Here is a 12,494-nt window from a genome sequence, read left to right as displayed (position 1 = left end):
TCCCCTTGCGTACTCCGTATCCTATTGCCTGTTCCGTAACTCCCCTTGCGTACTCCGTATCCTATTGCCTGTTCCGTAACTCCTCTAGCTTACTCCGTAATCTATTGCCTGCCTCGTATCTCCTATTGCCGATTCACGAAGCCTAATTCCGTTCTACGGGATGCGTTCATCATTGGCATCTCTTACCTCAACAGAGACATCCCTTGGGAAAGCCATGGTTAAGGATGCGGAGGGGGAGGATTCATTGAGGCCGATCCGCTGCGGCAGCTCCTTGATCGAAATATACATCGTTTGGTCAATGGTAAGGATTGAGGTGATGTCATCCGCCTTCAGCGGCGCATTCTTCTCGTCACGATTATGCCGGATGCGGTAGCTGCCGAACAGATGCACCTCGCGGGTGCCGATCTTATCGATCTTGGGCATGGTTCCATGGGTCTCTACAACAATCCGCGTGACTTTAGCGGGAACAGGCTGCTCAACGGCCGGAATATCGAAGGTGCGGTCCTCGCTGCCAAGCGCGTATTGGAGTTCACGGGTAAGCCCGCTTGAAGCGGCGAGTGCAAAGCCGGCACAAATACAGCAGAGCACGCCGACGAACAGAATGCTGAAGATATCATAATGGATGACCGGCTGCTCCTTGTTTTTCAGCGCGATAAAAACGACGATTTCAAGGCCCAGCAGAATAAAGACGACCGGCCACCATTTGAGCAAGGTATCGATAGCCGTTTCCTGGCTCCAAGTCGATATCATCAGCGTGATGCCGATTAGTATCAATGACAAACCCATCGAAAGGGTGCCTACTCTCCAGCGCTTCATTGGTGCGGATCAGCCTCCTTCCTGGTTTCCTTGTTCTTGCTGCCGGCCATGAGCCGGAAGCCGCCGATAATGAGCAATATCGAAACGACGGTGACCTGAACATAGCGCTGGAACCAGTAAGCAAGGCGCCACTGCGGAAACTTTTCTTCGATCATGCCGAGAATTGCACTGTCAAAGAGATAATAAGCGCCGATTGCAATGAGGCCAAAGCCAATCCACTTCTGATGATTCATGAGTCCGTCGATCAAAGGCACATCCTTGAGTTCACCCTCGCCATGCTTAGAAACGCTTTGCATCGCATCAAACAGACTAAGAAACCACAGGATGGGAATCAGATAGAGGAAGATCGACAATCGCAGCGCATCCATCAGGTAGATCGAGAGCAGGAACGCAGCCATTAGCTGCAGCCCGCGTTTTTGAAGGCCCAGATACAAATGCCCGGCGCCAGGGAAAACAGCTAGCAGGAGAGCCACGGTTTTGCTCTTGCGGCCAGTCTCCCGGTTCAGTTCAAAGTCCTCGAAGATCGTACGGTCAGGGATTTCCTCGCCGCGCTGCTTGCGGCCTAGCAGCTGCATCGCATCGAAGAGGCCGTAGAACATAATAACGGGCAGTGCGAGCAGAAAAATAAATACCCCGTTCTCATGCGTAATGAAGCTGATGAAGGCGATCATGGCGAACAAGCCGAAGAACCCGACGATAAAGGTTAAGCCGCGCTGCATCAGCCCAAGCTGAAAATGCGACAGTCCGGGAATAAGCGAGAGAATGATTGTATAGAACCGCTCATTTTGCTGATGGATTGGAGCAGCTCCGGGATAGCCGCCGGTTCCGTCAATTGGGCCGAATCGTTCCGTATACCCGGAATCGCCTGCATACGGAACAGATGCGCCAGCCTCCGGATAACCGCGGTACCTGGAGGTTGGCTTCAGCAGCGTTACGAGCATATCAATCATATTCAACAGACCTATAATAAAAGCAAAGATAAGCAGGACGAGAATTGCATCAGGGTCGGTGCTGCCGCCATTCGACACCTCCATGAGAGCGATTAACGCCAGCGGTCCCCAGAAACCGGCAGCGTAGACGAAAGCGCGAATGAACCTGCCCAGATAGAGATGGCCGAAGCCGGGAATGAAGGACAGCAGAAAGGCGGTCAAAGGATTTTTATTCATGTGAGTGGCCTCCAGTACGTTTGGAATGGATGTTATCGAGCAGGGATGTTGTTTTCTCCATCAGCCGTTGAGAGAAGGTTTCATCTGGCTTCTCCTGCTTGAGGACAGCTGCATCGGCAGGCGGTGTCCTCCAAGCGGCAGCTTCGATATCTTGAAATACTCCGGCAGCCACTAAGATAATCGTCACAGCGGCAGCCACAGCATATTGGAACAGCGGTTTGCGGATGAGAGGCAGACGCCGCGAACGAGGCTGAGCTTTCGCCGCTGCTGCTGCCTGGGCAGGTTCAAGCAGGAGGTCGTCTGCTGGCGCAATACTGCGGTCAGCTTCGCGCTCACTGCCCATCGGTAGCGCATCTTGTCCGCCGCGGTTCAGGGTTTCTTTATTTGAATCAGCCGAATCAGCCGAATCTACTTCGTCATCCGACCCGGTTAAACGGTCAATCTCTGAATAATCTGCACGTGCTTCTTGAATAGCAAGCATCACGCGATCAGCGAATCCTCCGCCGGCTGCCGGCATTACAGCAGGCATTTCTTTCTCATGACCGGCAGTCATTTCATCCATATAAACCGCCAGGCATTCCTCGCACCCGTACAGATGGGACTCAAGCTCATCTCGTCTTTGCACAGAAAGTGTACCGGCAGCGTATGCCTGCCATTCCTGCGGTGTTCCATGGCTCATCGGAAATCCTCCTCCTTCCAATGCTTCTTCATCCAGCTTCTAGCCCGATAGAGCTTCGATTCTACGGTTTTAACTGCAATGCCATGCTCGGCAGCAATTTGCATATGGGATTTCTCTTCCATATAAAAGGCCACGACTACAGGCCGGTAATGATCCGGAATATCGTTAATATAACCAGCTATGAGCTGGGAGCGTTCCTGCCGCAGCAGGTCGTCCTCGACAGATTCCGGTGCACGCACGCATTCGTGCACAAGCAGCTGTTCATTCATCACATCGGGAGCTGCAGCTTGCTCTCTGCGCCTGATCACTTTGCGCTTATAATCAATGGCTGTGTTGACGGCGATTCGGGTCAGCCAGGTTTTGAAGCCATGCCCTTCATAGCGGGGGAGAGAGAAGTAGAGCTTCACGAACGCCTCTTGGGCCGCGTCCTCTGCATCCTTTGGATGCTGCAGGACAGACAGCGCAGCTTGGTATACATAGGACTCATAGCTTGCAATAATCGAGCGAAAAGCATTCTCGTCGCCGGCCAGGACTTGTTCTATGATTTGATGGTCATGGATGATCTTCTCCCCCTCTCCAGCTATATAGACGAATGAAAGCGGGCTTACCCCTGCATCTTCCAATAAATCATAGCTTTAACCGTAAAATTTGTATATTGAGAGAGGGAGCGGTTGTCCGCAGCTTCTCTCTGATAGTCAAACAGCCCGAAATAACTCGAAGAAACTCTAGCGACCTAGGCTCATTTCCTTCACCAACTGTGCATGGTAGAGGCCTAAACTGGATTTCATACAGGATAGGGAGCGATATCGGATCACTGAAGCAGCTATACTGCATTCTATACAGTTAAAAAGAACCAATAGGGCTTATTTGGCTTGGATTCAGCAGATTTAATTGGAAATTTCCAGTATAGCTCACATCTGAATCGATATCGCTCCGATTTAACTGCAATGATCCAGTATAGAAGTAAGGTTGAAGTGAAGCAGCCACTGCTCTCCGTCAACGAGGGCATGAAAAGGGTTCTTACAAAAAAAAGTCCAGCCAATGGAGCTAGTCTCAGATAGGCCTCGAAAAATGCGCCTAACCAAGCGGCTCCAGCCAACGGGCCAGTCTCAGATACGTCTCAAAAAAAACCGCCCGAATCAAGCGGCTCCAGCCAATGGAGCTAGACTCAGATAGACCTCGAAAAATACGCCCAACCAAGCGGCTCCAGCCAACGGGCCAGTCTCAGATACGCCTCAAAAAAACCGCCCGAATCAAGCGGCTCCAGCCAAAGCAGCAGCCGTGCAGGCAGCTCATCCCTGAGACTGCCCTGATGAAATTCCAAGCTCGCCTTCGTTCACGAACGGAGAGCATCTGCTTAACAAAATCCAGTAAAAAGACAGGACTATTTTTGCATTTGGATTCCAGTCTGAGCCCGTATCCGGCAGCTCTTGTTTGCCGTGCCTTGACTGTCCTAAACGCCGTTATATATAATTAGCACATTGATTTGAGGGAGGCCTTGTAATGGACAAGCCAAATGAAATGATTGTTGTCCTCGATTTCGGCGGACAATACAACCAGTTAATCGCAAGACGTATTCGGGATTTAGGTGTATACAGCGAATTGCTGCCATACAACACAACGGCAGAACGGATCCGTGAGCTGCAGCCGAAAGGCATCGTGTTCTCGGGAGGGCCGGCAAGTGTGTATGAGGAGAAATCGCCGCTCGTTGATCCTGCTATTTATGAGCTTGGACTGCCGATCTTCGGGATCTGCTACGGCATGCAGCTTATGGCTCACCAGCTTGAAGGAAAAGTTGAACGTGCGGGTAAACGCGAATACGGTAAGGCAGAAGTTGAATTCATCGCGGAAAGTGCGTTTGTTCAAGGCTTGGAGAACAAACAAACCGTATGGATGAGCCATGGCGACCACGTCGTTGAGCTGCCTGCAGGCTTCCGCGTCGATGCCAGCACAGATCATGCTCCGATTGCAGCGATGAGTCATGCAGAGCGTAAGCTGTACGCGGTACAATTCCATCCGGAAGTGCGCCACTCCGTTCAAGGTAATGAAATGATTCATAATTTCCTCTTCAATGTGTGCGGCTGCGAAGGCAAATGGAGCATGGAGACTTTCATTGATGATACGATCCGGGATATTCGGGCTCAAGTCGGCAGCAGCAAAGTCCTTTGCGCCTTGTCAGGCGGCGTCGATTCTTCCGTTGTTGCGATTCTGCTTCACAAAGCAATCGGCGATCAATTGACTTGTATGTTTATCGACCACGGCCTGCTCCGCAAAGACGAGGCAGAAGGCGTTATGGAAACCTTCGTTGGCAAGTTCGATATGAAGGTCATCAAGATCGACGCGAGCGAGCGGTTCCTGGGCAAGCTGCGGGGCGTTGAAGATCCGGAGCAGAAGCGTAAAATCATCGGCAACGAGTTTATCTATGTGTTCCAAGAGGAATCCGATAAGCTTGCTGATTACGAATTCCTTGCGCAAGGAACGCTGTATACCGATATCGTAGAGAGCGGAACAGCTACGGCTCAAACCATCAAATCTCACCATAATGTAGGCGGCCTGCCTGAAGACATTAAGTTCAAGCTTGTTGAGCCGCTTAAGGCTCTGTTTAAGGATGAGGTTCGTAAAGTCGGCTCAGAGTGCGGTCTTCCGGATGCCATTGTATGGCGTCAACCGTTCCCGGGTCCGGGTCTTGCAATCCGCGTGCTGGGCGAAGTAACTGACGAGAAGCTGAAGATCGTTCGCGAATCGGATGCGATTCTGCGTGATGAAATTATCAAAGCCGGTCTCGACCGCGAGATCTGGCAGTACTTTACTGCTCTTCCAAACATGAAGAGCGTTGGTGTTATGGGCGATGCACGTACGTATTCTTATACGGTAGGCATCCGCGCTGTAACCTCCATCGACGGCATGACAGCAGACTGGGCGCGTATTCCATGGGATGTGCTGGAGAAAATCTCCGTTCGTATCGTTAACGAAGTCGACAACGTTAACCGTATCGTGTACGACGTAACCTCGAAGCCGCCGGCTACAATCGAGTGGGAATAGCATGATGAACCAAGCAGTTTTCTCCGCTGAGGAGGAAGCTGCTTTTTCTTATTAATACAGAAATCCGCTGCGTCACTGCGATTAGTATGTAATGTCCGGCAAGTATACGTTTTCCATTGACAAGCTTCAGCTTTGCTAGCTAGAATGTTCAATGAATCGTACAAACTGCATACCTTTTCGTATAATCTCAGGGATCGGCCTGAGAGTCTCTACGAGATCACCTTAATGATCTGTCTACGAAGAGCAAGAATGAGCATCGCGGCTGTTGGTCCACCGTGCATACTTTTCTTGTTTTGCGTGGAACCTAGGTTAAAGTGCCTGAATTGGCATTTTATAACTTAGGTTTCTTGTTTGTTCTGACCACATTTTTTGGGGAGGGTATTTTAAAAAATGCGTAATTTCTTTCGCTTGAAGGAAAACGGAACAAATGTAAGAACAGAGATTATGGCGGGTCTCACGACATTCATGACGATGGCGTACATATTGGCTGTCAACCCGGGAATTCTGGGCGGAGCGGGACTCAGCGCCTATTCGGTTTTTCTTGCAACCGCGCTCGCCGGCGGTATTTTTACCATTGCAATGGGACTTTTCGTTAATTTTCCGGTAGCACTCGCACCGGGGATGGGGTTGAACGCTTATTTTGCAGCGACAGTGCTTGCATCCAAAGCAACGAATCACCCGATTTCTCCGGAAATGGCGTTAACAGCTGTCTTTATCTCCGGGATTATTTTCTTGATTTTAACGGTTACCCAAATTCGTCAGATGCTGATTACAGCTGTTCCGGACAGCTTGAAGCATGCCATTACGGTGGGGATTGGTCTGTTCATTACGATTATCGGCTTGAAAAACAGCGGGCTGATGACGATTGGGATTGAGAACACGGTTACGGACATTCCGAAAGCACAGTTCACGGATATTTTAAGCTTCGAATCCGTTATTCATATGGGAAGTCTGGAGAGTTCCAGTGTTTACCTTACGCTTGTCGGCTTGCTGATCATCTCTGTGCTCATGGTGCTGCGTGTTCCAGGCGCGATTCTGTTCGGCATTATTGGAACGACGATCGTTGCGATCATCACGGGCGATGTGAATGTCGGCAAGACGCTTGAGGGTCAATCCTGGTCCCCGGATTTTACGCAAATGAACTTCTGGGACTTTGACTGGGCGGGCGTTTGGCATACAGGAATCATTTCTATTATTGCAACCTTTACTTTCGTGGAATTGTTCGATACCTTCGGTACCCTTGTCGGTACGGCGAACCGCGCCGGTGTTATGAAGGATCCGGTGAAAGGCAAGAAAACAGTCGGCAAAGCGATGCTCGTGGATGCAATCGGCGTAAGCGGCGGCGCTGTACTGGGAACCAGCACAGTGACGGTATTCGTCGAGAGTTCCGCAGGTATTGCGCAAGGCGGACGTACAGGCTTAACCGCTGTAACGACAGGCGCTGCCTTCTTGTGTGCGCTGTTCCTATGGCCGGCTATCTCTCTTATCCCGGGGTCGGCTACAGCGGCTGCGCTTATTATCGTAGGTGTGCTGATGATGCAGTCAGTCAAAGAAATTGACTTCCAGGATATGGTGTACGCGATCCCGTCCTTCTTCACCATTGTGCTCATGCCGTTCACTTACAACATCGCCAATGGTGTTTCCTTCGGTATCGTGTCTTATGTGCTGCTTGCGTCAATTGCGAATGCAGTAGGCTCCAAAGCCGGCGGTTACAAGGTTCACTGGCTCATGTGGGTCCTCGCCATTCTGATTATTGCACGGTATGCGTTTATCGGCAGCCAGGGCTAACCCACGTTTGATTATTCAATAACGGACCTATACATTGACAAGAGACTGCTCCCGCAGGTGGCGGGGCGGTCTCTTTTGTTGTTATCCTTGTCGGATAAGTGAACCGTTTAAGCAACAAATAAAATGCAGATGTTAGGTTATCATGACGGATTGTGGCAGGTGACCCCGCTAAATACGAACTTTAATTAACAATATTAAGTTAATGTTCGTGTTTTCGCGTTGACAATCTGACATAGGATTGTTAAACTAAAAGAAGTTAAAACAGATTCGTTAAGACTGAATTTAATCTCGTATATACTCGGGGATAAGGCCTGAGAGTATCTACCCGAAACCATTAATTTTCGGACTACGAGCCCAGATACAGAGAAGCAGGTTGCCGCCAACAAGGGGCAGCCTGATGTTGTCTTTACCACACCGGAATCCCGTCCTGGATTGAACTATTCCAAGGGGAGAGAGCCGGTGCTGTCGGACAACAGATCATGTTTTCTCTGTTACGGCCTACGAAGTCCCGAAGCATTCCTAGATTTGGAAATGGTGCTGAGGGGCTTTTTTTTGACCTTAATGAATGCCAAGGTTAGAGAGAGAAGAAAATAACGATTTAAGTCATACTTTGCTTATATTTGTGAGCGAAGAGACTTGTTACGCCTCAGTAACGATGTTTCTTCATATCTATAGATAAAGGTGGTAATAATTGCATGTCTGCAAAAGTAGGCGTCATCATGGGCAGCAAATCAGATTGGGAAACAATGAAACTAGCCTGTGACGTGCTGGAAGAGCTGCAAATTCCTTATGAGAAGAAGGTTGTTTCAGCGCATCGAACGCCAGATTTGATGTTCGAATATGCGGAAACTGCCGTATCCCGCGGTCTCAAGGTCATTATTGCGGGAGCAGGCGGAGCTGCACATTTGCCCGGCATGGTTGCTGCGAAGACCATTTTGCCGGTTATTGGCGTTCCTGTGAAGTCATCGAATTTGAACGGAATGGACTCGCTGTTGTCTATCGTACAGATGCCTGGCGGCATTCCAGTTGCCACTGTGGCGATAGGCAACGCCGGCGGAACGAATGCCGGGCTGCTCGCAGGTCAAATTCTCGGAGCTTTCGATCCTGAAGTTCAGGCTCGCGTGCAAGCGCGCCGCGATCGGATTCAGCAGGAAGTGCTTGAAAGCAGTGAGACGCTATGAGTGAGGCGGACAAGCAAGGAAGCGGGTTAGTGCCTCTTACCAGCTGGTTAACGGAAGAGAAATCCTTAGGCGCCTGCGGCATCGATGGCTGTGAGGCTGATGATGCGGCTTCAAGTGCAGTGAAGAAGCTCGTGAAGGTCATTCTCCCTGGATCGACGGTCGGTATTCTCGGCGGCGGACAGCTTGGCCGGATGATGGCTAATGCCGGGAGTGCGATGGGCTATCGTTTCATCGCCCTTGATCCGACACTGGATGCCCCCTGCGGCCAAGTATCGGAGCAGATTGTGGCCGCTTATGATGACCGCGATGCGGCACGAGAGCTTGCGAGCCGTGCGGATGTGATTACCTACGAGTTTGAGAATGTAGACGCAGGCGTTGCAGCCATGCTGATGGAAGAATCCTATGTTCCTCAAGGCAGTGAGCTGCTCTATACCACCCAGCATCGTCTCCGCGAGAAGCGTGCGATTGAAGCTGCAGGTGTGAAAGTCGCGCCCTACTGTGAAGTTGCAAGCGCAGACGAGCTTCGCGCGGGGGTTGCAAAATTCGGTCTTCCGTGCGTGCTGAAGACGGCAACCGGCGGCTATGACGGCAAAGGCCAGTGGGTGATACGGGACGAAGCGGAGATTGATGAAGCTTTCCACACGTTGAACCGTGCAGGAATGGAGCTTGTCCTTGAACAGTTTATCAAGTTCGAGAAGGAATTATCCGTTATTGCGGCAAGAAGCCCGCAGGGCGAGATTCGAACATTCCCTGCTGCAGAGAACATCCATGTGGATAATATTCTTCATCTCTCAATTGTTCCGGCAAGGGCCGATAAAGAGGTCCAGCGCGAAGCGGAGCGGCTAGCCGCCCGGATTGCGGAAGGACTCGGCGCTGTCGGTCTTATCGCGGTAGAGCTGTTCCTCACCGAAGGCGGGGAGCTGTACGTGAACGAGCTGGCCCCGCGGCCGCATAACAGCGGACATTACACGATGGAAGCCTGCCGGACCTCCCAATTCGAGCAGCATGTGCGGGCAATCTGCGGACTGCCGCTCGGGGATACAGCCCTGCTCACGCCGGTGGTCATGGTCAACGTGCTTGGCGAGCATATGGAGCCGCTGCTTGCGCGGATGGCGGAGGTTGATGAAGCTGCGGACCGTTTGGGCGTTGCCCCAAAGGTACATCTTTACGGGAAACAAGAAGCAAAACATAAACGGAAGATGGGTCATGTCAACGTGCTTACGGCTGATGTAGACGCGGCGCTTGCCTGGATATCCGAAACCAACATTTGGAGGGCTTAAAAACTCATGTTAGAACGTTACAGCAGACCCGAAATGAGAGCGATTTGGACGGAACAGAACAAATTCCAGGCATGGCTTGAGGTTGAGCTTTGCGCATGCGAGGCTTGGGTAGAGCTTGGAGTCATTCCACGCGAGGATGTTGAGGCGCTGCGCCGCGGTGCAAGCTTTAATATCGACCGCATCAGCGAGATTGAGCTTGAAACTCGCCATGATGTTATTGCCTTTACGCGTGCAGTTTCGGAAACGGTAGGTCCAGAACGCAAATGGGTCCATTACGGATTAACTTCAACAGATGTCGTCGATACGGCAATGGGCTACCTTCTCCGTCAGGCGAATGAAATCCTGGAGCGCGACATTCTGAACTTCATTGAGATACTTCGCGGCCAAGCCGTTACTTATAAAGATACAGCGATGATGGGACGTACGCATGGAGTTCATGCCGAGCCGACTACCTTTGGACTGAAGCTTGCTCTTTGGTATGAGGAAATGAAACGTAACCTGGAGCGTTTCCGCCATGCGGCAAACGGCGTTCAATTCGGTAAAATCTCCGGTGCTGTCGGTACGTATGCCAACATCGATCCATTCGTAGAGGAATTCACATGCCGCAAGCTCGGCATTTCACCGGCTCCGATCTCGACGCAAACCCTGCAGCGCGATCGTCATGCTGAATATATGGCAACACTTGCACTAGTTGCTTCGTCGCTTGATAAATTCGCTACCGAAATCCGCGCCCTTCAAAAGAGCGAATTCCGCGAGGTTGAAGAGCCTTTCGCCAAAGGGCAAAAGGGTTCATCCGCAATGCCGCATAAACGCAACCCGATCGGCTGCGAGAATATCTCCGGTCTTTCCCGCGTTATCCGCGGTCATATGATCACGGCTTACGAGAACATTGCTTTGTGGCATGAGCGCGATATCAGTCATTCCTCTGTAGAGCGTATTATCCTGCCGGATGCAACGATGCTTCTGAATTACATGCTGAACCGTCTGGGCAACATCATCAAGAACCTGCAGGTGTTCCCGGAGAATATGAAACGCAACATGCAGCGCACATACGGCGTGCCATTCTCCGGCCGCGTCATGACGAAGCTGATCGACAAAGGCTTCAGCCGTGAGCAGGCATACGACACCGTTCAGCCGCGAGCGATGCAAGCTTGGGAAGAACAGCGCCAGTTCCGCGATATTATCGAATCAACGCCAGAGATCACTGCTGTTCTATCGGCAGACGAGATTGAAGATTGCTTCAACCCGACATGGCATCTCAAGCATGTAGATACGATTTTCAAACGCCTTGAATTAATCTAATACAGTTATTCATGTCCGTGACAGCCGGGCTGAGCCGCGCAAACGATTCGCAGCCGGCCGCTGCACGCGAAAAAGGAGCCAGAGCAATGACTACTTCACCTGCATTATCCACTGCTGTGGACTATGTTAAAGCGCCGCTGCTGTATAAAGGCAAAGTACGGGAGCTGTATGATCTTGGCGAGCATTACCTGATTGTTGTGACCGACCGGATCAGCGCGTTTGATTACGTGCTGGACCCTGCTGTACCGGAGAAGGGCAACGTCCTTAACCGCCTGTCGGCCTTCTGGTTCGAGCAAACGGCGGACGTCATTGAGAACCATATCGTGCATACCGATGTGGAGAAGCTCGGTGATCTCGTAACGGAGCCGGAATTATTGAAGAATCGGATTATGGTTTCGCGAAAAGCAGAGCGCATTGATATCGAATGTGTCATTCGGGGCTATATCACAGGCGGTGGTTGGAGACAATATGTGAAAACATCGGAGATTAACGGCATCAAGCTTCGTGAGGGCCTGCGCAAGAATGAACGTTTCGACCAGCCGCTGTTCACACCTGCAGCCAAGAACGATGTCGGTCACGACGAAGATATTCCGTTCGAGAAAATGCAGGAGTTGGTCGGTTCCGAGCTTGCTGAGGAGCTGCGCGACCAAAGCATCAAGCTATACGAATTTGCCCGCGGCTTCTGTGAGGAACGCGGCATCATCCTGGCGGATTGCAAATTCGAATTTGGCTTAATCGGCGGCAAAGTCATCCTGATCGACGAAATCTTCACGCCGGATTCATCCCGCTTCTGGTCCAAAGATAACTACGAGCTTGACATCGAAATCGACAGCATGGACAAAGAACCGGTACGCACCTATCTGCTGGGTTCCGATTGGGATCAAAACAGCAAACCGGCGCCGCTTCCTTCATCCGTCGTCGAAGAAACAACCCGCCGCTACCTGGACATCTACAAAGTCCTGACCGGCCGCGCGCTCTAATAATGATCGGACTGAGTTCTGCAAAAGCAAGGACGACGTTTGCTAAACATACTTGAAAATGAACGGCATGAACTTGTCTTGCTCTTGACCCTAGCTGTTCGTAAACGTTTCTCAATGTTCTTGAACATTAAGGAAACTAATCATTATTGGTGTTCAGCATTATGGTGTTAAGCATTATGCTGTTGGCGTTGCGATCTTAGCGCACCAAGCGCCTTCTTTAAAGTTAAATTCCTGCAATGCGGTCAGCAGCAGGAACAAAC

The 12,494-nt window shown here is 51.0% G+C and carries 11 protein-coding genes and 2 riboswitches; of the genes, 6 read left to right on the top strand and 5 right to left on the bottom strand.

The window, feature by feature from the left end; translation table 11 throughout:
• Positions 1-153 precede the first annotated feature (153 nt).
• From ACFPYJ_RS20465 to ACFPYJ_RS20445, 5 genes are all read right to left on the bottom strand, one after another.
• Entirely contained in the window at positions 154-816 is a 663-nt protein-coding gene (locus ACFPYJ_RS20465; RefSeq protein ID WP_379190067.1) for a hypothetical protein, read from the bottom strand.
• Positions 813-1,982, bottom strand: a complete 1,170-nt coding sequence (locus tag ACFPYJ_RS20460) for a hypothetical protein (protein ID WP_379190066.1) — start codon at positions 1,980-1,982, stop codon at positions 813-815. The genes ACFPYJ_RS20465 and ACFPYJ_RS20460 overlap by 4 nt, the downstream gene beginning before the upstream one ends.
• On the bottom strand, positions 1,975-2,661 hold the full coding sequence (locus ACFPYJ_RS20455; protein WP_379190065.1) for an anti-sigma factor: 687 nt from the start codon (positions 2,659-2,661) through the stop codon (positions 1,975-1,977). The genes ACFPYJ_RS20460 and ACFPYJ_RS20455 overlap by 8 nt, the downstream gene beginning before the upstream one ends.
• Positions 2,658-3,284 carry an RNA polymerase sigma factor gene (locus ACFPYJ_RS20450; RefSeq protein ID WP_379190064.1) on the bottom strand — a complete coding sequence of 209 codons (627 nt, stop codon included), beginning with the start codon at positions 3,282-3,284 and terminating at the stop codon, positions 2,658-2,660. The genes ACFPYJ_RS20455 and ACFPYJ_RS20450 overlap by 4 nt, the downstream gene beginning before the upstream one ends.
• A 545-nt stretch (positions 3,285-3,829) precedes the next feature.
• Positions 3,830-3,985, bottom strand: a complete 156-nt coding sequence (locus ACFPYJ_RS20445; protein WP_379190063.1) for a hypothetical protein — start codon at positions 3,983-3,985, stop codon at positions 3,830-3,832.
• A 179-nt stretch (positions 3,986-4,164) separates the two neighbouring features.
• Here ACFPYJ_RS20445 and guaA point away from each other — a divergent pair, with 179 nt between their 5' ends.
• The 6 genes from guaA (at position 4,165) to ACFPYJ_RS20415 (ending at position 12,234) form a co-directional block, all read left to right on the top strand.
• On the top strand, positions 4,165-5,703 hold the full coding sequence (guaA, locus tag ACFPYJ_RS20440) for a glutamine-hydrolyzing GMP synthase (RefSeq protein ID WP_379190062.1): 1,539 nt from the start codon (positions 4,165-4,167) through the stop codon (positions 5,701-5,703).
• Positions 5,704-5,860: 157 nt separating this feature from the next.
• Positions 5,861-5,960: riboswitch (purine riboswitch) on the top strand.
• Between the two features lie 133 nt (positions 5,961-6,093).
• Complete coding sequence (locus ACFPYJ_RS20435) at positions 6,094-7,491, top strand: NCS2 family permease (RefSeq protein ID WP_379190061.1); 1,398 nt, start codon at positions 6,094-6,096, stop codon at positions 7,489-7,491.
• Positions 7,492-7,759: 268 nt separating this feature from the next.
• A riboswitch (purine riboswitch) is annotated at positions 7,760-7,860 on the top strand.
• Between the two features lie 326 nt (positions 7,861-8,186).
• Positions 8,187-8,672: a 5-(carboxyamino)imidazole ribonucleotide mutase gene (gene purE, locus ACFPYJ_RS20430; protein ID WP_379190060.1), complete on the top strand. Its 486-nt coding sequence runs from the start codon at positions 8,187-8,189 to the stop codon at positions 8,670-8,672.
• A complete protein-coding gene (gene purK / locus ACFPYJ_RS20425; protein ID WP_379190059.1) occupies positions 8,669-9,952 on the top strand; it encodes a 5-(carboxyamino)imidazole ribonucleotide synthase in 1,284 nt (427 codons plus the stop codon). The genes purE and purK overlap by 4 nt, the downstream gene beginning before the upstream one ends.
• A gap of 6 nt (positions 9,953-9,958) precedes the next feature.
• Positions 9,959-11,254: an adenylosuccinate lyase gene (gene purB / locus ACFPYJ_RS20420; RefSeq protein ID WP_379190058.1), complete on the top strand. Its 1,296-nt coding sequence runs from the start codon at positions 9,959-9,961 to the stop codon at positions 11,252-11,254.
• Between the two features lie 86 nt (positions 11,255-11,340).
• Positions 11,341-12,234, top strand: coding sequence for a phosphoribosylaminoimidazolesuccinocarboxamide synthase (locus tag ACFPYJ_RS20415; RefSeq protein ID WP_379190057.1), 894 nt, complete (start codon positions 11,341-11,343; stop codon positions 12,232-12,234).
• Positions 12,235-12,494 lie beyond the last annotated feature (260 nt).

It is taken from the genome of Paenibacillus solisilvae (genome assembly GCF_042656405.1).
In the GTDB taxonomy this organism is placed as follows: domain Bacteria; phylum Bacillota; class Bacilli; order Paenibacillales; family Paenibacillaceae; genus Paenibacillus_Z; species Paenibacillus_Z solisilvae.
The sequence above is the reverse complement of the archived record's forward strand: the minus strand, read 5'-3'. Positions and strand labels throughout refer to the sequence as shown.